Here is a 25328-nt window from a genome sequence, read left to right on the forward strand (position 1 = left end):
CAAGTAGCTAATCGAACTTTCTTACAACTGGAACACGAATTGCTACAAATAGTACAAAGACGATAACAGCGATTGCACCGCTTTTCATAACCGTTACAATTGGAATGCCTATCCCAAGTGCAAGCGATGTAAATGCGTAAGAGAGCGGAATGAATCCCATCGATGAAAGCATGAGTAAGCTCATAACGCGTCCCATCATCTCTTCTTTTACTGTTGATTGAATCATTGCCATAAGTGGAACGATAGCCATCGCAATTGTAATACCGTAAAACATTCCAGCTAATAACGCTTGCCAAAGTACGGTGCTAAAGTTGATGGCTAGGAAGAATACACCAGACAGTAGCATCATGATAATACAAAATAGACCGCGTCTGCGGTTAATGTTTTTTAATCCGACAATGACAGCTCCTATCGCCATCCCGCCGCCAACAGACGCTTCTAAGTAACTAAACTGAAGTGAATCACCGTGCAGGACGTTTTTGACGAAGAGCGGGAAGCCTACTTGCATTGGGCCGATTAAAAATAAATTTAAAAAGGCGCTACATATAAGGAAAGTTGAAAGAAATGGTGATTCTTTTACATATGAAATTCCCTCTTTAATAGAAGTAAACATGCCTTTATCTGTTTCATTTTTTTCGGGTACTGTAAATTGTATTTTTTGAACGAGTATCGCTGCGATAATGAGTAGCAGGATTGTAATTGAAAAGATTGTTTCATAGTTCGTAAATTTAATGAGAATACCGCCAAGTACAGGGCCCAAGATGACGGATCCTTGGTTTGTCATTTGAGTAAGTGAATTTGCTTGTGTTAAACGGCTTTTTTCTACAAGTTCAGGCAGAATAGATCCATCTGCTGACCAGAAGAAAGCGTCAGCAAGTCCGAAGAACAAAGCAAACAAAGCAAATGTATATAGTGTTACATCACCGACGATGAACCAGGTGAGAATGGTTGCGACAAGAATAGCGCGAATAATATTAGAGTAAAACATAATATTTTTTTTCGGGAATTTATCAGCTAATGCTCCGCCGATAATCATAAAGATGAGTCTTGGAACACTAAGAGCCACGAAAACAATACCGAGTGAAGCCTCAAGGTTTAATGTTTTTGCTATGTACCATGTTTGTGAAAAAGTAAAAAAGGCTAAAGCAAAACTTGAAAAGAGAGTAGCTGCCCAAAGAAAAAGGAAGTTCGTATTTTTTAATAACGGTTTTCCGCTTCCTTCTAAAGCAGATTTATTTTGTTGTAGTTCCTCCATATTGCTTCCTTTCTATGTACCAAATTTAGACTAAAAAACCTATTAACAATCGTTTTATACAGTTTCTAATATTTCTATACTGCACTTTCTCATTGTAGACAATAATAATGAATTTGCACAGTGGCTATTTAACGACAAAAAAGAAGATACCAAAGGGTATCTTCTTTTTTGTCATTCACGCTAAGGCAATATAAATATCCACTTGTACGTTATTTGGATCTACTGCATTTTCGTCATAAAGCTCAAAGTCTGTTGTAAAAGCACGTTTGTTTTCTTTCGACCATTGCCAAATATATTCCCAAGCTTCACAAACGACTTCAGACACAAGACCTTTTCTCGTTGTAAATACCGCATACGTTGCGGCAGGTATTGTTAAGGCTGTCATATTTTCAGGAACGTCTTCTAATGAAGAAACAGGCATGCCAATAGTAAATTGATATGTACCAGTTTCATCCGATTCGTAGTTTGAGTAGAAAGCGAATGTTTCTTTTGTTTGTTGATTTGGAATTTGATGCATGATTTGTTCTTGGAAGTAGCGATTCCAAAGCATCGGAATCTTTCCTTCAGTTGATGCTTCTTTTTCGTTTGTAGTTGTAATAGAAACACCGATTGCTTGGAAAGCTTCTTTTTTTACGATAATAGGTTCTTTCATTAATAAAACCTCCCTTTATTAAATGAAACGTACGTTCTGTTTTATTGTAACATATTTTGGAAGGGAATAGTGTCTTTTATCAAATTGCGATGTATTTTAGTTAGGAAAAAGAGAGAGTATCAAAAGAACTCCCTTCATGTAAAAGGAGCTCTTTTCATTTCTATATTAAAACATACTTGAGCTATGCATTGGTTGAAGTTTTGCGTTTGGATCGAAGTAAGCTTTTGCATTGTTTACTGCTGTCGGTGCTTCACCAAAGCCGCAAGCAATGAGTTTTACTTTTCCTTCATATGTACAAATGTCACCAGCAGCGTAAATGCCAGGAATATTTGTTTCCATTTTTGAGTTCACGAGGATGCTGTTTTTTTGAATATCTAAGCCCCAATTTTTAATTGGACCAAGTGAAGAAACGAAGCCGTAGTTTACGATTACGTCATCAACATCGATGATAATTTTTTCTTCTGTTTTTACGTGCTGAAGAACAACTTGTTCAATAGTATCATCACCGATAAGTTCAACTGGAACGTAAGGTGTGCTTACTTCTGCACGGGAATTCATTAAGCTTTCTACGCTATGTTCATGTGCACGGAATTTATCGCGGCGATGAGCAATTGTAACTTTGTCCGCAATCGGTTCTAACATCATTGTCCAATCTACTGCTGAGTCACCACCGCCGAATACAACGACGCGTCTTCCAGCAAATTTATTCATATCATCAACGAAATAATGTAAGTTTTTCTTTTCATATTTTGCTGTGCCTTCTAATTCTAAGCGGCGTGGTTGGAAAGCACCATTACCAGCAGTAATAATGACAGATTTAGAGTAGTGAGTTTGTTTATTTGTAACAAGCTTAAATATACCGTCAGCTTGTTTTTCAAGAGTATCAACAGCTTCTTCTAAGCAAACGGTTGGATCGAACTTTTTCATTTGTTCTTTTAAGTTATCAACTAACTCTTGTGCGCGCACTTTTGGGAATCCAGCTACATCATAAATATATTTTTCGGGATATAGCGCGGATAATTGCCCTCCAAGTTGAGGTAAGCTTTCAATAATTTTTACACTTGCTTGTCTCATTCCGCCATAAAATGCGGTGAATAGTCCTGTTGGGCCACCACCAATAATCGTTATGTCGTAAACTTTTTGATTTTCTGTCATTTTCATTCCCCCTATAGATGATGGAATTTTAATATTGATTTCATATATTGTTCATATGTACATGAAAATCCTGCAAATGGTGACACTTTCAAATAAATGATAGCATATTTCAGTTAATAATACTTCTGAAAACGACTGAATAATAAGTAAGTTTGCGCATAGATGTTTTAGAATTGTATAAAATATAGCGAAAGGAAAATACATGAAAAAAAGGCTAAAAAACCCTTGAAAACGCTATGTTATTTTAAAATATTGATAATTCTCTAGGTGCTTGAATTATGGAATGAAACCGACTAATATAGGGAAGTATTATGTTAAATTTCTATGACAAATTTCGTACGATTTTTTGACTGCGTTTTGTTATGATATAGAATGTGATAAATTCCACATTCTTGACAAATAGAGTTTTTAGTACTTGGTATTATTTTTTATTACTATTATATAAAGAAAAGGGTTGTGATTTAGTGAAGACTCCAAAAATCGTAGTTTTAGGTGCAGGTTATGGCGGGATGATTACGACTGTTCGTCTGCAAAAAACATTATCTGTAAGTGAAGCTGAAATTACGTTAGTAAACAACAACAGCTATCACTACCAAGCAACTTGGTTACATGAGAGTGCAGCTGGTACATTACAAGATGATAAAATCTGTCTAGATATTCAAGACGTTATCGATACAAATAAAGTGAACTTTGTACAAGATACAGTAGTAGAGATTAAAGCTGCTGAAAAACGTATTATCTTAAAAGATGGTGAATTAGAGTATGATTACTTAGTAATCGGTCTTGGTTTCGAATCAGAAACGTTCGGAATTAAAGGATTAAAAGAGCATGCATTCTCAATCACTAACATTAATGCAACTCGTCAAATTCGTGAGCATATGGAAGAAAAATTCGCTCAATATGCGACTGAAAAACGTGATGAGTTAGTAACAATCGTTGTTGGTGGCGCTGGATTTACTGGTATCGAGTACGTAGGTGAGCTTGCAAACCGTATTCCTGAACTTTGCAAAGAGTACGATGTTCCACGTGAAAAAGCACGTATCATCTGTGTAGAAGCTGCTCCAACAGCACTTCCTGGTTTCGATCCAGCATTAGTAGAGTACGCTGTAAAACAACTTGAGAAAAAAGGTGTAGAATTCCGCATCGGTACAGCAATTAAGGAAGCAACTGAAGAAGGTATTATCGTTGCCAACGGTGATGATGCTGAACTTCTTAAATCTGAAACTGTAGTTTGGGCTGCAGGTGTTCGTGGTAATGGTATTGTGGAAGAGTCTGGATTTGAAGCAATGCGCGGACGTATTAAAGTGGATGAGTACATGCACGCTCCGGGTCATGAAGATGTATTCATGGTTGGTGATGCAGCGTTAATCATCAACGAAGAAATTAACCGTCCATACCCACCAACAGCACAGATTGCAATTCAAGAAGGTTATAATATTGCACACAATTTAACTGTGTTAGTTCGTGGCAAAGGTGAAATGAAAAAGTTCGCATTTGATAATAAAGGATCTGTATGTTCATTAGGTCATGACGATGCAATGGGCGTTGTTATGGGTAAAAAGTTAACAGGTTGGAAAGCTTCATTCATGAAGAAAGTAATCGATAACCGTTACTTATTCTTACTAGGCGGACCTTTATTAGTTCTTAAAAAAGGTAAATTGAAGTTCTTTTAATATATAGTAGAAAAAGCAGAAACAGCTATGAGCTGTTTCTGCTTTTTTCGTATTGAAAATATAGTATAATATATAAAAAAGAAAGAATATTCTGTTCGTTTTGATGGAGGAGGTTATATCATGGGGAAGCGAGGGAAAGTGTGGTTAGCTGTCAGTGGCTTAGTAGCTACAGAAGATGGGAGATGGCTATTCGTTAAGAAAAAATACGGTGGATTGAAAGGGCAATGGTCTTTACCTGCTGGTTTTGTTAATGAAGGTGAGACTGTTGATGAAGCTGTGAAACGTGAAATTTTGGAAGAGACAGGCATTGTTGCTCATGTAAAGGGTATTATTGGTATTCGCTCAGGTGTTATTCATAATGAAATTAGTGATAATATGATTATTTTTCTTCTAGAGCCAGAGGGAGAAGACGTTATCGTACAGGAGAAAGAATTGTCGGAAGTAGCTTTTTTACATCCGGAAAATATTGCAGATGATCAAAATACTTCTGTACTCATCAAATATTTATTAGAAGGAAGAGCAGAGTCGCATTTTGAAATGGACAAAACATTAAATCCAGGAGAGCAATTTGGTTATACGGCTTATCATGTGTTTACGGCTTATGCGAAGGAGAGGGAGAAGAAGTGAGTATACCGGTACTACTTATTTCAATGATGTTGTTCTTTATTTTATTTTTTGGAATTGGATTTTTACTCAACATGATTTTGCGAGCTACGTGGGTAATGGTTATTGTATATCCGATTATTTGTATGCTTATTATTAATAAAGCGAGTGTATGGGACTATTTTTCAAAGCCAAAAGAAACATTTTCTTCATTTGGGACAAGTGTATCGCATTTAGGACACGCAGATGTGTTTATTCTATCTACTGGATTAGTAGGTGCTGCTTTAGCAGGAATTATAATTAAAAAACTTCGGAAAAGTGGATATCAAATGTTTTAATCTCCAATCAATTTGGAGATTATTTTTTTGCATATTCCTTCATCGTATAGGGAATGATTAACGATGAAGGAGTGTGGAATATAAAAATGTTAAAACGATATTGTATTCGCATTATGATGACTTGTTTACTTGCATTCGCATTATGCGTAACATGGCAGGCTTTCACAGGAGTTTCTTTAGTAGAGATTATAAAATCATATGAAGGAACAAGTGTAAAAGAAGTACATGCAGCAGAAATTGAGAAAAAAATTGCTCCGAGTAAAGAAGTGATAAATGCTTTAGAACAGGCAAATGACTGGTCTAAATATCGTGTTATAGAAATGACTGCAACTGGTTATACATCAGGTATAGAGTCAACTGGAAAGAGGCCGGGGCATCCAGAGTATGGCATTACATATTCAGGTGTTAAAGCAAAAAGGGATTTATATTCCACAATCGCTGCCGATTTACGCGTATTCCCGCTTGGGACAATTCTATTCGTGCCAGGTTACGGATATGGTGTTGTAGCTGATAAGGGCGGTGCTATAAAAGGAAATCGTCTCGATTTATATTATGATACGGTGAAAGATGTTTATAGCCAATGGGGTAAGAAAAAAGTAAATGTGTATATAGTGAAAATAGGAAATGGCAAGTTTTCGGAAGAAGAGTTAACGATGTTAAATCAAGACGAAACGATGCAAGTGTTTCGTGGACAATATTTAAAACAAAGATAGTCTAGTGGCAATAACGCTAGACTTTTTTCTTGTCTTATTTCACCATAGAAGATATTGGAGATAGCATCTTTATCCTGCTATTTGCGGCCGGTAAAACTCCCACCTCAAAATTCAGCTGGGGCAAAGAAGTTAGGGGGGAGCCCTGCTGCCCGTAAACGCCCGATTGGTGCGGGCTGATTAAAGTTTCACTTTATATGAAATGACAGAATTTAGAATTGTCGCATTTTATCGAAAATAAAGTTATAATGGACGTAGAGAAATTTAGGGGGTCTGAACATGTTTCAAGTACAAAAAGAATTAGTAAGTCATGAAGCGGTAATTGTTGCCTTATTTGAAGAAGATAAAACGAGTAGCTTTGTACAAGAACTGGATAAAGAGTTTGAAGGACAATTACAAGTTTTATTAGAAGAAAAAGAACTTTCAACTAAGAAGAAAGCCATTTCAAAAGTACATAGCTTAGGAAAAACAAATGTTAAACGTTATTATTTTGTTGGTTTAGGTAAGAAAGAGTCATATACAACGGAAACGTTACGTGCTGCTCTTGGTAAGGCGTTTAAAGCGTTACAAGCAGCAAAAGTACAAGATGCAGCAATCTTGCTTGATTCTTTCGTAACAGAGAAATTAGATGCGATTGATGTAGCTCATATTGCAGCAGAAGTACAAGGTCTTGGTACATATGAGTTACAAACGTATAAATCAGATAAAAAGGATCGTGTGGAACTAGAGAAGTTCACGGCTATTACAGCGGAAGATGCACAAGAAATTGAAGCTGCATTAACGGTAGGATACGTACATGGACGTGCAACGAATTCAGCTCGTACGCTTGTAAATATGCCGCCAAACGTATTAACAGCGACAAAGCTTGCTGAGTATGCAGTTGAATTAGCAGAAAAATACGATATGGATTATAAGGTTCTTGAGAAAGAAGAGATGGAAGAGCTTGGTATGGGTGCATTACTTGCAGTAAACCAAGGATCTACTGAACCGCCAAAAATGATCGCTCTTATTTATAAAGGAAAAGAAGAGTGGAAAGATGTAATTGGATTTGTTGGAAAAGGGATTACATATGATACAGGCGGTTATTCTTTAAAACCACGTGAAGGCATGGTTGGTATGAAAGGTGATATGGGCGGAGCTGCAGCTGTTCTTGGCGCGATGGAGATCATCGGTGAACTTCGCCCAGAGCAAAATGTAATTGCTGTTATTCCATCAACTGACAATGTTGTAAGTGGTACAGCATTTAAGCCAGATGATGTTATTACATCTATGAGCGGAAAAACAATTGAAGTATTAAATACAGATGCAGAAGGTCGCCTAGCGTTAGCTGACGGTATTACGTATGCGAAGAAACTTGGCGCAAATTACTTAGTTGATGTTGCAACATTAACAGGCGGTGTAATTGTTGCACTTGGAAATCATACAACAGGCGCGATGACAAATAATGAAGAATTGTTTGAACAAGTGTTAGAGGCTTCTATGGAAACGGATGAGCCAATTTGGCAATTGCCGATTTTTGAACGTGATAAAGAACGTGTCAAAAACAGTAAATTTGCTGATTTAAATAACTCACCAGGCCGTGAAGGACATGCGGTTATGGCTGGGGCATTCCTTGGTGAATTTGCAGAAGAAACACCATGGGTACACTTAGATATCGCTGGAACATCTGAAACATCAGGAGCACATGATTTAGGACCATCTGGAGCAACAGGTGCAATGGTGCGTACACTTGCAACACTTGTTGAGCGTTTCGGAGAAGAATAATTTTTGAAGAAAAGGCTGTCTCAAATTTTTGGGATAGCCTTTTCTTATTGATATGGTATGACTATTGTCAGTTTTTGTCGGTAAGTCGATATATTTGGAGTTACGGTTAATATAATTTCATTTACTATTTTACCGTTCCAAAAAGTGCTACATAGCTAAAGATTCGTCCTATAAAGAAATCGTATATAACGTCCCACCTAAAGCGAATGAAGTACGCCCTGTTTCCTCAGAGACAACTAATATAAGTGCATCAATTTTCTCGGATAAGCCAATTGCAGCCCTATGACGTGTTCCTAGCTCAGGATTGATTTCCATGCTTTTTGTTAATGGGAGAATATTAGCTGCTGAGACAATATGATTATTTTTAATGAGAACGGCTCCGTCATGAAGAGGGTTCCCTGGATAAAAAATCGATTCAAGTAGTGGCGCGGTTAAGTGTGCGTTTAATGTCGTTCCAGTTTGAATGAAAGAATCAAGAGCGTCACTTCGTTCCACAATAATAAGAGCACCGTGTTTTCGAGCGCTTAAATGTTGGACAGCTGTAGTGATGAAATGTGAACCTTCCGTATAAGGTGATAAATATGCTTGAATATAATATGTAGCTGCTAACGTCTGTACATTTGTTAACATATGATGAATATCTTCCATTTTACATAAAATACATTCATCTTCTTTATCGATTGCATGCTTCATGTTTGATAATTCTTTTTCAGCAATTTCAATCATCTGCTTTGTTTTTATTTTGAGCTCTTCTGACAAGCCCCATTCTTGCATAATCCTCATTCCCTTTGGTGGAGTATTTAACCATAGTGTATACAAATATTTATAGTAAAATCCTGCTAGATTTTAAAAAATATTGAGATTCAGGTTGTTTTTTTCATATAATGAAGGTACGACAAGCGAGAGGAGATGGAAGTATGAATTGGAAACAAGAATTTAGTCGCTGGCTTTCATATGCAGAATTAGACGCAGAATTAAAAGAACAGCTAGAAAACATGAAGCAAGATGAGAAGAAAATCGAGGATAGCTTTTATAAAAATTTAGAGTTCGGCACAGGTGGTATGCGTGGTGAACTTGGTGCTGGTACGAACCGTTTAAATGTATATACAGTTCGTAAAGCAACAAAAGGATTAGCTATGTTTATTGAAAAATTAGGTGAAGAAGCGAAAAAACGCGGTGTTGTTGTCGCGTATGATTCTCGTCATAAATCACCTGAATTCGCAATGGAAGTAGCTGCTACTCTTGGTGCACACGGTATTACAACATATGTATTTGAAAGCTTACGTCCAACACCAGTGCTTTCTTTCGCAGTTCGTCATTTACATACAGCAAGTGGAATCGTTCTTACGGCAAGCCATAATCCGCCCGAATATAACGGTTATAAAGTATATGGTGAAGATGGTGGCCAGTTGCCTCCAAAGGAAGCTGATGAGTTAATTAGCTACGTAAATGCAGTAGAGAATGAATTAACAGTTGAAGTTGCTGATGTGGAGCAATTAAAAGCTGACGGTTTATTACATATAATTGGACAAGAAGTAGATGATGCGTATGCAGCAGAATTGAACAATGTCATTATTAATAAAGAGATGGTGAAAGAAGTAGGAAAAGATTTAAAAATCGTCTTTACACCATTGCATGGAACATCAAATATTTCGGTACGCCGTGGTTTAGAAGAAGTTGGATTTACAGATGTAACTGTTGTAAAAGAGCAAGAGTTACCAGATCCAAACTTCTCTACAGTAAAATCACCAAACCCAGAAGAGCATGCAGCGTTTGAGTATGCAATTCGCGACGGTGAAAAAGTAGGCGCAGACGTGTTAATCGCAACAGATCCTGATGCAGACCGTCTAGGTGTAGCAGTTCGCAATCACGATGGTGAGTTCCAAGTATTAACTGGTAACCAAACAGGTGCGTTAATGCTTGATTACTTATTATCACAAAAGAAGGAAAACGGAACGCTTCCAGAAAACGGTGTTGTTTTAAAAACAATCGTAACGTCTGAAATTGGCCGTACAATCGCAAAAGCATACGGTTTAGATACAGTTGATACGTTAACTGGATTTAAATTTATCGGTGAAAAAATTAAACAGTATGAAGAAAGCGGACAATATGAATTCCAATTCGGTTATGAGGAAAGCTACGGTTATTTAATCCGTCCATTCTGCCGTGATAAAGATGCGGTGCAATCAGTTCTATTTGCATGTGAAGTAGCTGCATACTACAAATCACAAGGTAAAACGTTATACAATGGTCTGCTAGAAGTATTTAAGAAGTATGGGTTCTTCCGTGAGGACCTTGTATCGTTAACGTTAAAAGGAAAAGATGGTGCCGAACAGATTCAAAAGATGATGGCAACATTCCGTGAGAATCCTCCGAAAGAAGTAGCTGGTTTAACAGTCGTTGCAGTTGAGGATTATAAAGAAAGCATCATTACAACGTTACAAGATGGAAATAAGGAAGAGATTCACTTACCGAAATCAAATGTGTTAAAATATCAATTAGAAGATGGTTCTTGGTTCTGCTTACGTCCATCTGGAACAGAGCCGAAAATTAAATTCTACTTTGGTGTACAAGATGATTCCTTACAAAATAGTGAACAAAAGTTACTTACTATTAAAGAAGATATTATGAATCGTTTATAATAGAATAGAGTGCTACTGATAGGAAAAGGGGAGAACAGCCTCCTCTTTTCTTGTAGTTTTGTTTGATGTAGAGGATTATTACGAGCGAGTGTTATAAATTTGCACTTTACTAAGAGAATTAGAATGAAAAGCGAGGGTATTTGTCATGAAAAAAGTGAGAAAAGCAATTATTCCGGCAGCGGGATTAGGAACACGCTTTTTACCAGCAACGAAAGCAATGCCAAAAGAAATGCTTCCAATTGTAGATAAACCAACAATTCAATACATCGTAGAAGAAGCAGTAAAATCAGGCATCGAAGATATTATTATCGTTACTGGTAAAGGAAAGCGCTCTATCGAAGATCATTTTGATAACGCATTTGAATTAGAGCAAAACTTATTAGAGAAGAAAAAGTATGAGTTACTTGAAAAAGTACAAGCTTCTTCTAAAATGGTAGATATCCATTACATTCGTCAAAAAGAACCAAAAGGATTAGGACATGCTGTTTGGTGCGCACGTAAATTCATTGGTGATGAGCCGTTTGCAGTATTATTAGGCGATGATATCGTTCAAGCTGAAAAACCATGTTTACGTCAATTAATGGACGAGTATGACAAAACACTTTCTTCTGTTATTGGTGTACAAACTGTTCCAGAAGCAGAAACACATCGCTACGGAATTATTGATCCGTTAGAGCAAGAGGGACGTCGTTATCAAGTTCGTCAATTCGTTGAAAAACCAACGCAAGGTACTGCGCCTTCAAACTTAGCGATTATGGGACGTTACATTTTAACTCCTGAAATCTTTATGTTCTTGGAACAGCAACAAGCTGGAGCGGGCGGCGAAATTCAGTTAACGGATGCAATTCAAAGCTTAAATGAAATTCAACGTGTATTTGCTTACGACTTCGAAGGAAAGCGTTATGACGTTGGTGAAAAATTGGGATTTGTTCAAACAACAATTGAAATGGCATTGCAACACCCAGAATTACGTGATGATATGCTAGTAATGATGAAGAAAATTTTAGACGAGCAAATGAAGCAAGAGTCTTAATATAATAAACAAGGAGCTGTTCCTATAGGAACAGCTCCTTGTTTATTATGAAATCGTCGAATGAGAATGCTGATAAGCGGAACGACGAACAGCATAGTATATGCGAGGTGCGATAATAGCGCCGATAATTGTAAACGCAATATCCTTTACTGCGAACCACATCATAATCATCCAGGCAGCTTTATAACTCATATTACCACCCATGAAAATATTGACTGCCCCGTACATATAAGTAGTACCGATAATATACGTTAAAATGATTCCGACGAAAGAAGAAATTGCAAAGGTGCTGAATGTTGGTCGTTCTTTTTGTTCTACTAGTTTTCCTGATACGTAAGCAACGATAATAAATGCGATAATAAAACCACCAGTAGGATCTAAAAGTGCTCCAAATCCAGCTTTGAAGTTAGCGAAGATTGGCGCACCTGCTACTCCAACAAGCATGTAAACAGTCATTGATAATGCACCAAGTCTACTCCCAAGAAGAAGACCTCCTAAAATTGCGAAAAATGGTTGCATAGATAATGGAATGCCCGCTATTTGTAAGAATGGTGCCCACGATACAATATTTGCACCAATAGCCATAAGAGCGACGAACATGGCAGCTAATGCTAAATCTAAAACATGAAGCTTCTTCATAATGTTAACCTCCAGTTGTGTTTAGGTTAACATTATCGTAGCGAAAATATTTACTTGTTGTCAATCAAAATATTTTGATAAGAAGGCTTTAAATAGTCTCTAAGCAATGTGTATGGAATACGAAACTGCGGAATTCCGCTTGAATAAGGAGCAATTTCATATAAAGAGAAATAAATTACAAGATTATCCGGTTCTAAAAAGTAGTGAAACTTTTTAGTGCTCGTTACTTTTTCGACTGCATCAGGAAAATAAATGCTTTCATTTTGTTTAATTTGTCTTACAATCTCTGTGCGAATTATTTCTTTATATTTATCCTCTTGTTGAAATAAATCGTCTAAGTGTAATAATTTTTTTTCGTTTAAATCAAATGTATTTGCCTTCCACGTATACAGTCCGTGCGCTCCGCCTGTATATTGATAGTAATTCACATATAGGCTGAGGAAAGGTGGTTTGTTTAAAGCTACTTTATAGTCAACATTTGCAACGTATGGATGAAAAGGTGTGCTAGATCCTTCTGTTTCCTCATAATATTTCTTCGCTTCTTTTTCTAATTTACTTTTAAATTTAGTAGTAGAGTTTTTGTAATAGGAATTCAGCTTATTTTGAAATTTTGAATCAGAAAAGTTGTGAAAGGAAGGCCTATTAATTTGATATTCTATATAAGGTTTCTTACCTTTTTGTGTTACAGTCTTAACATTGATTGTCAGGTTGGATGCTTTGGCTGCTATTGCACAATTTGGTACAATAGTCAGCAAGGAGAACATAAGCAATAGTATACAAAATTTCTGTTTCATTTAGGTGAAACCTCCTTATATAAGTGTTATAGGTAGTTTGAAATTAAACAGGTAAAATTATACATTTGATCTAAAGTGAGAGAGGTTGAAAACGATATGTCAAAAACTTTAATGGATTCGCTTGGAATTGAGTTGTTAGAAATGACAGAGGATAAAGTAGTTGCTACAATGCCTGTTGATGAACGCACGCATCAGCCGTTTGGATTTTTACATGGCGGTGCATCTGTTGCATTAGCAGAAACTGTGGCAAGTGTTGGTTCATACAATTTAATTGATCAAGAAAAATGTATTTGTTTCGGATTAGAAATTAATGCAAATCATATTCGCTCAAAGCAAGATGGAATTGTAACAGCAATTGGAACACCGATACATAGAGGACAATCGACAATGGTTTGGGATATTCGCATCATTGATGAAAATGATGATTTACTATGCATATCAAGATGTACAGTAGCAATTAAAGAAAAACGTGAAAAATAGAAAAGAGGCGGCTCTTATGAGCTGCCTCTTTTTTATAATTAGAACTGGATTTTTTTCTCTAAGAAACCTTTTAGTTCGCTAATTGGCATACGAACTTGTTCCATTGTGTCACGGTCACGTACTGTAACAGCTTTGTCTTCAACAGAGTCGAAGTCGTATGTGATACAGAATGGAGTACCGATTTCGTCTTGACGACGGTAACGTTTACCGATAGAACCAGTTTCATCAAAGTCTACCATGAAGTCTTTAGCTAGTTCTGCGAATACTTCAGTAGCACCTTCAGATAGCTTTTTAGATAATGGTAAGATAGCTGCTTTATATGGTGCTAAAGCAGGGTGGAAACGAAGAACTGTACGAGAATCGTTTTCTAATTGCTCTTCTTCATATGCATCACATAAGAATGCTAATGTTACACGGTCTGCACCTAGAGATGGCTCGATGCAGTAAGGCACGTAACGCTCATTCGTTTGTGGATCGATATAGTTAAAGTCTTCGTTAGAGTGTTCCATATGACGTTTTAAATCGAAGTCTGTACGAGATGCAACGCCCCATAGTTCGCCCCAACCGAATGGGAATCTGAATTCAATATCAGTTGTTGCGTTACTGTAGTGAGATAATTCGTCTTCACCGTGGTCACGAAGACGCATGCTTTCTTCAGTCATACCAAGTGAAAGTAACCAGTTTTTACAAGTTTCACGCCAGAATGCGAACCACTCTAAATCTTCACCAGGCTTACAGAAGAATTCAAGTTCCATTTGTTCGAATTCACGTGTACGGAATGTGAAGTTACCAGGTGTGATTTCGTTACGGAAACTTTTACCGATTTGGCCGATACCAAATGGAAGTTTTTTACGCATAGAGCGTTGTACGTTTTTAAAGTTTACGAAAATACCTTGTGCTGTTTCAGGACGAAGGAAGATTTCGTTTGTGCTAGACTCTGTAACACCTTGGAATGTTTTGAACATTAAGTTGAACTGACGGATTTCCGTGAATTCTTGGCTACCGCAATCTGGGCATTTTACTTCATGTTCTTTCATTAAGTCAGCCATTTGGTCGAAAGTAAGACCGTCAACGACCATTTCGATACCTTTTACGTCTAATGCATCTTCAATTAATTTGTCAGCACGGTGACGAGCTTTACATTTTTTACAGTCGATCATTGGATCATTAAAGTTACCAACGTGACCAGAAGCGATCCAAGTTTTTGGGTTCATTAAAATAGCAGCATCTAAACCAACGTTGTGTGGAGATTCTTGAATGAATTTTTTCCACCAAGCTTTTTTGACGTTATTTTTTAATTCGATTCCAAGTGGACCGTAATCCCATGTGTTTGCAAGACCACCGTAAATTTCAGAACCAGGGAAAACGAAACCGCGATGTTTCGCTAAGTTTACAACTTGTTCCATTGAATACATAATAAAATCCTCCTTTTGAAAGTTAACGTATTTGCGATGACGTGATGGGTACTTTGGAAACGAGCAATATATGCTTTAAAAAACATAAAAAAACGCTCATCCCAAGGCTTAATCGCCTAGGGACGAGCGTTTGCCCGCGGTTCCACCCTAGTTGATACACAAAATGTGCATCCACTTTATCACGTATTGCTCGAGACTGCCGTTTCCTCGCAGCTTCAGGCTTTCACTATCCCTGAATCGCTTTTTATGCAAGTACTTATAAGTCCGTCATCGCTACTTATATTAATAATAATGAACATATTTTAACACGTTCTTTTTTAAATCTCAATAGAGGAACGTGCCCACCTAGGATAGAGTTTCGCCTATTTTTTCGTTATTTATTCCGTAATTTTGCTTAATGTGCTTAATTGCTTCGCGTTTACTAAGCGAGGCAAGTTCGTTGTTTTGAACGTATTCCCATACTACATCTGGTTTTGTTTTTGCATATTCGCGAAGGACCCAGCCGATTGCTTTTTGAATGAAAAATTCTTTTGAGGAATGTAGTTGTCCGATAATCCAGAAAAGGAGTTCTTCATCCATTTTTTGTTTATATTTTAGCTGGAATAAAATAGCGGCACGTTGTAACCATATGTTTTCTGATGCAATCCACTTTGGAATATATGCAGAAATTAATTCTGGATGTTTTAAAAAGATAGCACCTAAAAATGTAGGGACGATGCTATCAACAGAATCCCACCAAGATTTTGTGACAATAAGTTCTTCTAAAAATGGGATGTGAGTTTCGTTTATGTGTTTTTTATATTTTTGCATGATATCGAGTGCGGCAGCTTGAAATTCACGTTCTGGTAGGTCCCAAAGTTCACGCACGATAATTTGGAAGTCCTTTTTATCTGGGAGAGTATGTATTTGAATGACGTCTTTCAATAACTGTCTTCTCTCAGGAGTTTGAATACCGAGAAACGGGAAGTGATTTTTCATATAACGTGCCATCGGTTCTGCTTTTTCGGGATTTTGATGAGCTGTAAAATGCTCTTGTAATGCCTTTACAAATGGATGCATAGGTATGTACTCCTCTCTTATTATCTTTCTCTTCTTATTATACAAAGAGTTTGGTTAAATTTTAAAACATAACTTGCACTGTAATGAAATATGTTGAGAAGAGAGAGGAGAGGATAAGATGGAAGATCAAGGCGTACTAGCAGGTTTCTTTGCTCTTAGTTTTGCGTTTATGCTTGTTATAATAATTTGGGCAATTATTTCGTATTTGTTAACGGCTTTTGCACTTTATACGATGGCGAAAAATGATGGTGCAACTGATGGTGTTCTTGCTTTTATTCCGTTTATAAATAGTAAGATATGGGGTGATTTAGCGAAAGATAAATTACCAGATTTCTTGAAAGAAGAAGCAGGGTGGAAAGTATTTGGCATATATGTTGGATGCTTCATCTTTAATTTCGTACCAATTCTATATATATTAGCAACAGCTGTATCACTTGTACTGTCTATTTATCTTATCTATGCTATTTTGGATAGATACGGAACGAATTCCATACTATTTACGATCATTCATACAATCACATTTTCGGTTTTCTTGCCGATTCATTTGTTCATTATTCGGAATGAGCCGGTTAGGTATAACGAGTAAATATATTGTGGGGGCTGTTTCGAAGATGTTTTGGAACAGCTTTTTGTTGGTTAATTGATATTTCATGTAGAATCGTTGATATAAATTTGACCAAGAAAACAGGCTGTGGAGAAAGTCTTCCCCATAGCTTGTTTTTTTAGCTTTCGGCAAGCCGAACATAGCAAAAACATAGTTAAGTTGCTCGACTTGAATCAGGAATTACACCCGCCGAAGTGCCAAATCTCCACCATACGATGAGTTAACATTAAGAACCAAAAATAAGGTTTTTTGTTAAAAATATAAAAAAGTAACGTTTTAATATATTTATAATATTTTCTTGTAATAACGTAAAATCATGCAAATTCAATGAATCTGAAAGATATAGTGCAGCTGTTGCGTATTCTAATACTTACCCAAGGGGTACAATTTATTACAGTGGTGGTTCTTTCACTATTAATCCTTAAATGAACTAGGAGTGATGAAAATGATTTATGGACAAGTTAATCATACAGTCATTAATCCTATATGGGTTGTTGGTTCTATAGTTCTGGTTATAGCGTTATTTTTTGCCATTAGAAGTTTGATTCGATTTTTAAAGAAATAAAGAACTGTTCTAAACTCTAAAAGAGTCCAATTGAAGGACTCTTTTTTATTTGACAGTTTTCCACCCTAAACATTTCTTGTCCTTTGGTTAATAAGAAGTAGTGCTTGATTCAATTGTTGTTGTGAAACAAGGATCAAACCTGTTTTTTTTGGATAAAATTCACGCAATAGACCATTTGCGTTTTCGTTACTTCTACGTTGTCAGGAAGGATAGGGATTGGCAAAGAACACTGCTATTTTCAGGTTGTTTTCTACTTGTTGATAACACGAAAATTCTTTTCCTCTATCAACATTAGTTATTTTGAACATACAATTTGCGCATGTGATACGGATAAATATAAACCAGATTCTAGAAAAAGGGCTGCCACATAGGACAGCCCTTTTTTCTACTACATAAGGTAGCGTAAATAAATGTAAATATGAGAAATGATTAATGAAACGATCATAATTGGGAAGCCGACTTTAAGGAATTCCATGTAGCTGAATTTATGTCCTTCACGACTTGCGATACCAGCTACGATTACGTTAGCAGAAGCACCGATTAATGTTCCGTTTCCACCTAAGCAAGCACCTAATGCTAATGCCCACCATAGTACGTCGACTTGTGCGTCAGAAGGTGATAAACCTAGCCCAACTGCCATATCGTTAATAAGTGGAATCATTGTTGCAACGAATGGAATGTTATCGATTGTTGCAGAGGCGATACCAGATACCCATAGAATAAGGATAGATGCCTGAGAAATATCTCCGCCTGTTATTCCAATTACCTTTTGAGCTAACATTTTGATAAGCCCGATATCAATAAGTCCTCCAACGAGTACGAATAGTCCCGCGAAGAAGAAGATTGTTACCCACTCTACACTTGCGAATACCTCTTCAATTTCATGCTCTTTCACACCGATTAGCATAAGTACAGTAGCGCCAGTTAAGGCGATGATAGCTGCATCAATATGGAAAATGGAATGAGTCATGAAACCTAAAATAGTAAGGCCAAGTACTGTTAAAGATTTCTTCATTAATACGGGGTCTTTAATGTATTGTTTTTCATCTAAGCTCATTAATTTTTTAATTTGTACAGGATCAGCAATTAATTGCTTACGGTACATGAAGTAAAGAATTGTTGCCGTAACAGCAATAATGATGATCACGATAGGTGCTAAGTTGAATAAGAAAGCATTGAAATCTAAATGCTTATTTGCAGAACCAATCATAATATTTGGCGGATCACCAATTAATGTTGCTGTTCCTCCGATATTTGAAAAAATAATTTCAGAAAGTAAATATGGAACAGGATTTACTTGCAAGATGCGCGTAATAGATAAAGTAACTGGAACAACAAGAAGTACTGTTGTAACGTTATCTAAAAATGCGGAACCGAGCGCGGTAAGTAAGGAAAGTGAAATTAAAATTTTAATTGGATTTCCTTGTGCTCCTTTTGCGGCTTTAATGGCAACGTATTGGAAGACACCTGACTTACTTGTAATGTTTACGAGTATCATCATACCGATGAGTAATGTAATTGTTCCCCATTCAATATGTTTCGTAAAGGCATTGTGTAAGTCAACGACCCCTGCAATTACCATGAACGCTGCACCAAGAAGTGCGATGACAGCACGGTTAATTTTTTCAGAAATAATAATGGCATATGTAATTAAAAAGACTGCGATAGCGAAATAATACTGCCAGTTTGCGAGTTCTTGCGTTGTTTCGTGCAAAACTCTCATCTCCTTTCATTCACTTTTCTTAGTGTGTCAAAAAATTAACTAGATGAAACACACATAACGTCATTATAAAGTAGAAAAATGGCGGATGTAAATGAAAGGGTTTATTTTGTCATATTTTCTGCATAGGTCATTTTTTCTTATTTTTAAAAATATTTGTGGGCATCTGACATATATATAAGATACATCCAATCTGAATATTTGAAATCGAATCAGCATTCGAGCTTGTTCGTGTAGGAGTGTCAAATAGAAAGGAATGACAAATATGATAAGGAAGGGATCGTATGGATGAACAACGATTTTTGTTTTTAGACTTTGAGTTTACGATGCCCCAGCATAGAAAAAAGCCAAAAGGTTTTTTCCCAGAAATTATTGAGGTCGGACTCGTTTCAGTTGTTGGTTGTAAGGTGGAAGATACGTATTCATCGCATATTAGACCGAAAACATTTCCGTCTTTAACGGATCGATGTAAAAAATTTTTAGGAATTAAACAGGAAGTAGTGGACAAAGGAATTTCTTTTCATGAACTTGTTGAGAAACTTGCAGAATATGAGAAGAGTGGTAAACCGACAATTGTAACGTGGGGAAATATGGATATGAAAGTCTTAAAGCATAACTGTGAAATGGCGGGAGTAGAATTTCCATTCTTTGGACAGTGTCGTGATTTATCGCTTGAGTATAAGAAGTTTTTTGGAGAGAGAAATCAAACAGGGCTGTGGAAAGCAATTGAGGCGTATGGAAAAGCAGGAACAGGAAAGCATCATTGTGCGCTTGATGATGCGATGACGACATATAATATTTTTAAGTTAGTAGAAAAAGATAAAGAGTATTTAGTCAAACCAGCACCTCCGACATTAGGGGAACTTGTTGATTTTTCGAAAGTGTTAAAGAAAGTGAGTACACAGTAACGACCAAATTGCAAAATACGTAATTTGGTCGTTTTGTTTTTTAAAGTTTGTAATCTTGCTTCAATTGCTGAAGTGTTTCTAGACTACGCCCCGCAAAAGGTGAATCATCTTCAGAAAATGAATTCATTTGAGTTTCTAATGCTAATTTTAGTGACTCTGTATAATCCGGAATTTCCCCTTCATATTTCTTCACCATTTGCTCTGGAATGTTCGTCTGTTCACGAAAAGCTAAAGCACGTCTTTCATGGAAGAATGGTACGTCAGCTTGTTTTACATTATGTAAATCACCTTGCACTGGATGTTTTAAAACAGCTAGTACTTTTACGACGTAACTGCCAGGACGGCTATTTGTAATTTCGCCGATGTATTTTCCAGTTTTATAAATACCAGTAACGATTTCACCAATTTCAAATGTTTCTCTCATATTTTTCACCTCAAGTTTATAGTAAGGAAAGTGCGCGAAGGAGTCAAAGAAATCATTTGCTTTCGGAATGCCCTCTTGAGAATATGCCAGGCTTCAACTATAATTTAAAATAATATAACAGAAAATTCTGATGTTGATTATTCCTATAAATTCCCTGATAAGGAGGGTTCTATATGATGCCTTTATATTTTCCTGAAGATAAAACGGAGTATATTATTCCAGGTATTGTTTGCGTTCTATTTATCATCGGTGCGGTTGCTACGTGGCGTATGTTTATTCGTGTATCAAAACGAGAAGCAGAGCGATTACAGAAAGTAGAAGAAAAGCTTTTAGCTGAAAAGAAACGGTAATTCATTTTTGTATGTTTCCCTCTATGCTCGGACAATCTAAGGGCAGAAAGCATTTTGGAGGGAATTGAATGAAAAGACGGCTTTTTTTCAGTTGTTGTTTATTATTTCTAATGGCGGGTTGTGACCAAGGGAAGCCGAAAGAAATTGATGTGAAATTACATAATGCTTCAGGTGATGAAGTTGGGACTGCAAAAGTAGCTCAGCAAACAAGTGGAGTGAAAATTACGATTAAAGCGGAAGGTTTTACACCAGGACCACACGGTATACATGTACACGAAATTGGAGAATGTAAAGCGCCTAGTTTCGAATCATCTGGGAATCATTTTAATCCAGATAATAAAAAACATGGGCTCTTGAATCCGAAAGGTGCGGAAAATGGTGATTTACCGAATGTAGTGGCGGATGGTTCTGGAAAGATTAAAGCAGAAATCGATGCTCCGCATATAACGCTTGAAGAAGGAAAAACGACGATTCATAGAAAAGATGGAGCGTCTATTATTATTACAGAAAACGCTGATGATGGTATGACGCAACCAACTGGTAAATCTGGTGGCCGAATTGCTTGCGGTGTTATCGTGAAAAAAGCGTCGGATCTGAAGAAAAAATAGAAGCTACCGTGAATGATAGCTTTTGTTGTAAAACCGCATGATAGTAAGTGGAATTATATCGATTTACCGAAAAAAGGAGGCTATCCCAAAATCATTTTGGGATAGCCTCCTTTTTTGTTATGAGAATGTATGGTGTAGTCTGTTTAAAATTTCTTCTAAAACAGATCTAGGACAGCCAATGTTAATTCGGATATGGGCTTCCCCGCCCATTCCGTATTTCTCACCGGGCTCAATGATGATTTTACCTTTCTCTTCAAGCAATGCTGTTCGTTCATCTTGAGAAAGATCCAAGTGGGAACAATCAATCCACAGTAAAAAACTACCTTCTGGTTTAATTACAGAAAGAGCTGGTATGTGATTTTGAATATACTCACAAGCAAATTGAGCGTTATCTTCAACATACAATCGAATTTCATTTAGCCAATCATTACATTCTGTATAGGCACTTTGCATTGCTGTATAAGCAAATGTATTTAATCCGTGGAATCCTTGTCTGTATTGGATAGACATAAAGGCATTACGGAGATTTTCATTCGGAATAATAATGATCGATGCTTGTAATCCAGCGATATTAAATGTTTTGCTCGGAGCCATACAAGTAATAGTGCGTGCTGCTAATTCTTCAGATAAAGAAGCAAACGGTGTATGAGTATGGCCTCTATAAATAATATCGGCGTGAATTTCATCCGCGACAACGGTTACATTATATTGCGTACATAACGTACCGAGTTTTGTTAGCTCCTCTTTCGTCCAAACGCGCCCGATAGGATTGTGAGGGCTGCAAAGAAGCATTAGTTTTACACCTTGTTTAAATTGAGTTTCTAGATGCTCGAAGTCTATCTTATATATGCCATTTTGTTTAAATAAGGGACTCTCACATAATTGTCTATTATTTGTTTTGACCATTTCAAAAAATGGTGGATAAATAGGAGGTTGTACTAGTACGGCTTCTCCTTCTTTCGTTATAGCTTGTATGCTCGTACTAAGAGCTGGAACGATACCTGCGCTAAATACAATCCATTCTTTTTGTATTTCCCAATTGTATTGGCTTTTCGTCCAATTACAAATGATATCCCCAATATTTTCAGGAGGAAGTGTATAGCCGAAAATAGGATGTTCTGTGCGTTTTTGTAATGCAGTTTGAATTGGTTTTGGTACTTCAAAATCCATATCGGCAATCCAAGCGTGGATGAGCTCTTCATTTTTATATGTATCCCATTTTGTACTATGCGTTCCGCGACGATTTACCGTTTTATGAAATAGTTGCATATGTTTGCTCCTTTCTTCTGTCAAACTGTTAAGTTATGAAAATTCTCACTCTTCTTATAGAATAGCTGATGTGATACGATAAAGAAAAGCATTAAAAAGTGAAAAGGCGGGAAGCAGATGGGTGCATATGACAAAATGATTGAGGTTGTGAAAAATTGGGATCCGTTTCAAATGGGACCGGAGTTTTATGAAACAGAAGCGAGCGATGTTGTAAACGTCGTAAGTGTGTTTGATGATCCGAAATACATCGCAAAGAAGATTCAACATATATACTTTATGTCTTTTGAAGAAGTACCTGCACTTGAAAAATGCGAAAAATTAGCAGTAGAGTTACTCGTACTAAAAGAAGGCGGAAGTTGTTCGTTATAGGCTGTCGGAATTTACGACAGCCTTTTTGTTTATTTTCATTTGTGCTGATTGATTAAAGCTTCACTTTATCCCGCTATTTGCGGGCAGTAAGACTCCCGCCTCAAAATTAGGTTGAAGCAAAGAGGTTAGGCGAGAAATCAGACTGCCCGTAAAAAACCCCACGGATTAAAGCTTCACTTTATTGCGTCGCAAACGTAATAATTTCTTCATAAACATGATCGGGCTTTTCTTCAGGTAGTAAGTGCCCTGTATTTTCGTAAGAAATGAAAGTTGAATTTGGCAGGTCTTTATGGAGACGGTGTCCTACATGTACAGGGACGACGCGATCTTTTTCACCCCAAATGAGTAATACTGGGGTTTCGATTTTTTGTAATTCAGTTGAAGATAAGTCACCTTCACGGTCTCTTATCATTCGAGTTAAAGCAGGGAATATACGATCATCATAAAAAGGAGCAGCGTAGCCTTCCATCATTTCATTGTCAATTAATGAATGGTCATGAACGACATTCATTAAGTTATGGACGATGCCCCTTCGAATAATCCAGTTCTTCACGTATAAGTGGAAGAATGGTAAATAAGAGGAGTACAGTAAAGGTAAGTTTGCGCGTGCTAAATAACTAGAGCTACATAGTAAAATCGTCTTTGAAATTAATTCAGGGCGTAAACGGTTTACAAAGAGTGAAATTTGTCCGCCCATAGAATGGCCAACTAATACAATATTCGCGAGAGATAAATGTTCGATTAAATCGATAATAATAGCTGCTAAATTGTGATAAGAATATTTAAAGAGATGAGATTTATCACTTTTTCCGAATGGTGGTAAATCAAGGGCAATTACTGTACCTTCCTTTGTTAGTAAAGGAATGAGTCGTCGATAGCTAAATGAGGAAGAGAGGAAGCCGTGAACGAGTACGAAAGTAGGTCGTTCTTTTTTAGTATTATGTTCATACAATTCGTAATGAATAGTAGTCCCGCGAGTGGAAAAAGTGAAGTAAGGGCATTTGCATTCATGGTTCATTTTTTGTCACTCCATTGATTTTTGTTCATATCATCTCCCGGCAAGAAACAAAATATGTTAACAAAAAAAGGCAAGATGACGATGTCATCTTGCCTTTCGTTTATTCATTATTATCTGCGAACAATATTAGGCGGTGTTTCTCCTTGTAACCCTGCAACTAAATTTTCAGCAGCTGTCATTGCCATTTGCTGCCTAGTTTTTAATGTTGCAGACCCAATGTGCGGTAAAGTCACAACATTTTGTAATGATAAGAGCGGATTATCTTTTTGAATCGGCTCTTGTGTAAAAGTATCGATGCCCGCTGCAAAGATTTTCTTTTCTGTTAATGCATGGATTAACGCTTCTTCATCTACTGTTTTTCCGCGAGAAGCATTAATGAAGATTGCAGTTTCTTTCATTAATGAAAATTCTTTTTCTCCAATAAGATGATATGTTTCATCTGTTAGTGGAGTAAGAAGGACAATAAAGTCAGATTGTTTTAGTAGCGTCTGTAAATCACAATATGTAGCATCGGATTTTTGCTCTGCTTCTTCTTTACGGCGACGGTTATAATAAAGAACATTCATATCAAATCCGAATTTCGCTCGTTTTGCGACAGCTTCACCAATGCGTCCCATTCCGATAATACCGATTGTACTATGGTGTACATCTAGTCCGAAGTGTTCTTTTCCAATTTCAGCGTTCCATTCACCATTTTTCACGTAGGAGTCGAGTTCACAAACACGGCGACCGGCAGATAACATAAGAGCGAAAACAAGGTCGGCTACTGTATCATCTAGTACGTATGGTGTATTCGTTCCGATGACATTTCGCTTTTCCATCGCTTGTAAATCAAAATTATCGTAACCGACAGAAATGTTGCTTACTACTTTTAAGTTAGGAGCCGCTTCTAATAATTCTTCATTAATAGCAGATCCAAAATTTAATAAACCATCTTTATCTTGTATTTTCTCTAATAGAACATCACGAGGTACCTTCTCATCTTGATCCCATTTTTCGAAATCACAGTGTTCTGATAAATAGTTTTCTACAAATGTTGGAACTGGTTCGGCAATATATACTTTTGGTTTCACGGTTCCATCCCCTTTCGCTTTATCACGCATTTTTCCGCTGATTAAAGGTTCACTTTACCCCGCATTAACGAGCAGTAAGACTCCCACCTAAAAAGACGGTTGAGGCAAAGAAGTGAGGTGGGAGATCAACTGCTCGTAAAAGCCCGATTGGTTCAACTAATAATCCATGGGGTGAACCTTTCCATGGATTAAAGTTTCACTTTATTTT

General features: G+C 36.8%; 26 protein-coding genes and 1 pseudogene. 13 read left to right on the forward strand and 14 right to left on the reverse strand.

Annotation, left to right across the window (positions count from 1 at the left end; genetic code table 11):
• Positions 1-7: 7 nt before the first annotated feature.
• The 3 genes from MR066_RS16575 to MR066_RS16585 all read right to left on the reverse strand — a co-directional run bounded on the left by MR066_RS16575 (position 8) and on the right by MR066_RS16585 (position 3062).
• Complete coding sequence (locus MR066_RS16575; protein ID WP_002034542.1) at positions 8-1255, reverse strand: MFS transporter; 1248 nt, start codon at positions 1253-1255, stop codon at positions 8-10.
• A gap of 175 nt (positions 1256-1430) precedes the next feature.
• Positions 1431-1907: a GyrI-like domain-containing protein gene (locus MR066_RS16580; RefSeq protein WP_242247774.1), complete on the reverse strand. Its 477-nt coding sequence runs from the start codon at positions 1905-1907 to the stop codon at positions 1431-1433.
• Positions 1908-2072: 165 nt separating this feature from the next.
• Positions 2073-3062, reverse strand: coding sequence for an NAD(P)/FAD-dependent oxidoreductase (locus MR066_RS16585; protein WP_012261913.1), 990 nt, complete (start codon positions 3060-3062; stop codon positions 2073-2075).
• Between the two features lie 464 nt (positions 3063-3526).
• On the opposite strand from MR066_RS16585, the gene MR066_RS16590 reads away from it, so the two are divergent.
• The 5 genes from MR066_RS16590 to pepA all read left to right on the forward strand — a co-directional run bounded on the left by MR066_RS16590 (position 3527) and on the right by pepA (position 8150).
• Positions 3527-4735 (forward strand): NAD(P)/FAD-dependent oxidoreductase, encoded by a 1209-nt coding sequence (locus MR066_RS16590; protein ID WP_002067919.1) that lies wholly within the window; start codon positions 3527-3529, stop codon positions 4733-4735.
• A 120-nt stretch (positions 4736-4855) separates the two neighbouring features.
• The gene (locus MR066_RS16595) at positions 4856-5362 is read left to right on the forward strand and encodes an NUDIX hydrolase (protein ID WP_002015875.1); all 507 of its coding nucleotides are present in this window, start codon (positions 4856-4858) and stop codon (positions 5360-5362) included.
• Complete coding sequence (locus tag MR066_RS16600) at positions 5359-5676, forward strand: YuiB family protein (RefSeq protein ID WP_002089308.1); 318 nt, start codon at positions 5359-5361, stop codon at positions 5674-5676. The genes MR066_RS16595 and MR066_RS16600 overlap by 4 nt, the downstream gene beginning before the upstream one ends.
• A gap of 86 nt (positions 5677-5762) precedes the next feature.
• Positions 5763-6389: a 3D domain-containing protein gene (locus tag MR066_RS16605; RefSeq protein WP_033709844.1), complete on the forward strand. Its 627-nt coding sequence runs from the start codon at positions 5763-5765 to the stop codon at positions 6387-6389.
• 276 nt (positions 6390-6665) lie between these two features.
• Positions 6666-8150 (forward strand): cytosol aminopeptidase, encoded by a 1485-nt coding sequence (gene pepA / locus MR066_RS16610; RefSeq protein ID WP_242247775.1) that lies wholly within the window; start codon positions 6666-6668, stop codon positions 8148-8150.
• A 168-nt stretch (positions 8151-8318) separates the two neighbouring features.
• Here pepA and cdaS read toward each other — a convergent pair whose 3' ends face one another.
• Positions 8319-8924, reverse strand: coding sequence for a sporulation-specific diadenylate cyclase CdaS (gene cdaS / locus MR066_RS16615; protein ID WP_242247798.1), 606 nt, complete (start codon positions 8922-8924; stop codon positions 8319-8321).
• A 143-nt stretch (positions 8925-9067) separates the two neighbouring features.
• Here cdaS and MR066_RS16620 point away from each other — a divergent pair, with 143 nt between their 5' ends.
• Both MR066_RS16620 and galU read left to right on the forward strand, forming a co-directional pair.
• The gene (locus MR066_RS16620; protein WP_242247776.1) at positions 9068-10792 is read left to right on the forward strand and encodes a phospho-sugar mutase; all 1725 of its coding nucleotides are present in this window, start codon (positions 9068-9070) and stop codon (positions 10790-10792) included.
• Between the two features lie 145 nt (positions 10793-10937).
• A complete protein-coding gene (gene galU / locus MR066_RS16625; RefSeq protein ID WP_002191055.1) occupies positions 10938-11825 on the forward strand; it encodes a UTP--glucose-1-phosphate uridylyltransferase GalU in 888 nt (295 codons plus the stop codon).
• Positions 11826-11870: 45 nt separating this feature from the next.
• Here the strand turns inward: galU and MR066_RS16630 are convergent, their stop codons facing one another.
• Positions 11871-12464, reverse strand: coding sequence for a biotin transporter BioY (locus MR066_RS16630; RefSeq protein WP_016120984.1), 594 nt, complete (start codon positions 12462-12464; stop codon positions 11871-11873).
• 50 nt (positions 12465-12514) lie between these two features.
• The gene (locus MR066_RS16635; RefSeq protein WP_002129698.1) at positions 12515-13258 is read right to left on the reverse strand and encodes a DUF3298 and DUF4163 domain-containing protein; all 744 of its coding nucleotides are present in this window, start codon (positions 13256-13258) and stop codon (positions 12515-12517) included.
• A gap of 96 nt (positions 13259-13354) precedes the next feature.
• Between MR066_RS16635 and MR066_RS16640 the strand changes: the two genes are divergently transcribed.
• Positions 13355-13738 (forward strand): hotdog fold thioesterase, encoded by a 384-nt coding sequence (locus MR066_RS16640; RefSeq protein WP_002145111.1) that lies wholly within the window; start codon positions 13355-13357, stop codon positions 13736-13738.
• 38 nt (positions 13739-13776) lie between these two features.
• Here the strand turns inward: MR066_RS16640 and MR066_RS16645 are convergent, their stop codons facing one another.
• Entirely contained in the window at positions 13777-15153 is a 1377-nt protein-coding gene (locus tag MR066_RS16645) for a glycine--tRNA ligase (protein WP_002034552.1), read from the reverse strand.
• Positions 15154-15498: 345 nt separating this feature from the next.
• The gene (locus MR066_RS16650; RefSeq protein WP_002034554.1) at positions 15499-16212 is read right to left on the reverse strand and encodes a DNA alkylation repair protein; all 714 of its coding nucleotides are present in this window, start codon (positions 16210-16212) and stop codon (positions 15499-15501) included.
• A gap of 118 nt (positions 16213-16330) precedes the next feature.
• Here MR066_RS16650 and MR066_RS16655 point away from each other — a divergent pair, with 118 nt between their 5' ends.
• The gene (locus tag MR066_RS16655; protein WP_002034556.1) at positions 16331-16798 is read left to right on the forward strand and encodes a hypothetical protein; all 468 of its coding nucleotides are present in this window, start codon (positions 16331-16333) and stop codon (positions 16796-16798) included.
• 628 nt (positions 16799-17426) lie between these two features.
• Here MR066_RS16655 and MR066_RS16660 read toward each other — a convergent pair.
• Both MR066_RS16660 and MR066_RS16665 read right to left on the reverse strand, forming a co-directional pair.
• Positions 17427-17683, reverse strand: a pseudogene (locus MR066_RS16660) (IS30 family transposase); the annotation flags it as partial.
• A gap of 86 nt (positions 17684-17769) precedes the next feature.
• Complete coding sequence (locus MR066_RS16665; RefSeq protein WP_002139350.1) at positions 17770-19095, reverse strand: ArsB/NhaD family transporter; 1326 nt, start codon at positions 19093-19095, stop codon at positions 17770-17772.
• A gap of 290 nt (positions 19096-19385) precedes the next feature.
• Between MR066_RS16665 and kapD the strand changes: the two genes are divergently transcribed.
• Positions 19386-20009, forward strand: a complete 624-nt coding sequence (gene kapD, locus MR066_RS16670; protein WP_002034559.1) for a 3'-5' exonuclease KapD — start codon at positions 19386-19388, stop codon at positions 20007-20009.
• Between the two features lie 40 nt (positions 20010-20049).
• On the opposite strand, the gene kapB is transcribed toward kapD, so the two are convergent.
• On the reverse strand, positions 20050-20433 hold the full coding sequence (gene kapB, locus MR066_RS16675) for a kinase-associated lipoprotein KapB (protein ID WP_001209324.1): 384 nt from the start codon (positions 20431-20433) through the stop codon (positions 20050-20052).
• A gap of 173 nt (positions 20434-20606) precedes the next feature.
• On the opposite strand from kapB, the gene MR066_RS16680 reads away from it, so the two are divergent.
• Together MR066_RS16680 and MR066_RS16685 are read left to right on the forward strand one after the other, a co-directional pair.
• Complete coding sequence (locus MR066_RS16680) at positions 20607-20783, forward strand: hypothetical protein (RefSeq protein WP_000982764.1); 177 nt, start codon at positions 20607-20609, stop codon at positions 20781-20783.
• A 68-nt stretch (positions 20784-20851) separates the two neighbouring features.
• Entirely contained in the window at positions 20852-21391 is a 540-nt protein-coding gene (locus MR066_RS16685) for a superoxide dismutase family protein (protein WP_002089287.1), read from the forward strand.
• 117 nt (positions 21392-21508) lie between these two features.
• Here MR066_RS16685 and MR066_RS16690 read toward each other — a convergent pair whose 3' ends face one another.
• Complete coding sequence (locus MR066_RS16690) at positions 21509-22660, reverse strand: MalY/PatB family protein (RefSeq protein WP_063218138.1); 1152 nt, start codon at positions 22658-22660, stop codon at positions 21509-21511.
• Between the two features lie 117 nt (positions 22661-22777).
• On the opposite strand from MR066_RS16690, the gene MR066_RS16695 reads away from it, so the two are divergent.
• Positions 22778-23029: a YugE family protein gene (locus MR066_RS16695; protein WP_002015854.1), complete on the forward strand. Its 252-nt coding sequence runs from the start codon at positions 22778-22780 to the stop codon at positions 23027-23029.
• Between the two features lie 178 nt (positions 23030-23207).
• Here the strand turns inward: MR066_RS16695 and MR066_RS16700 are convergent, their stop codons facing one another.
• Both MR066_RS16700 and MR066_RS16705 read right to left on the reverse strand, forming a co-directional pair.
• Positions 23208-24047, reverse strand: a complete 840-nt coding sequence (locus MR066_RS16700) for an alpha/beta fold hydrolase (protein WP_002089283.1) — start codon at positions 24045-24047, stop codon at positions 23208-23210.
• Positions 24048-24157: 110 nt separating this feature from the next.
• Positions 24158-25150 (reverse strand): 2-hydroxyacid dehydrogenase, encoded by a 993-nt coding sequence (locus MR066_RS16705; RefSeq protein WP_242247778.1) that lies wholly within the window; start codon positions 25148-25150, stop codon positions 24158-24160.
• Positions 25151-25328 lie beyond the last annotated feature (178 nt).

The organism is Bacillus cereus group sp. BfR-BA-01523 (assembly GCF_022662615.1).
GTDB classification, from domain to species: Bacteria; Bacillota; Bacilli; order Bacillales; family Bacillaceae_G; genus Bacillus_A; species Bacillus_A mycoides.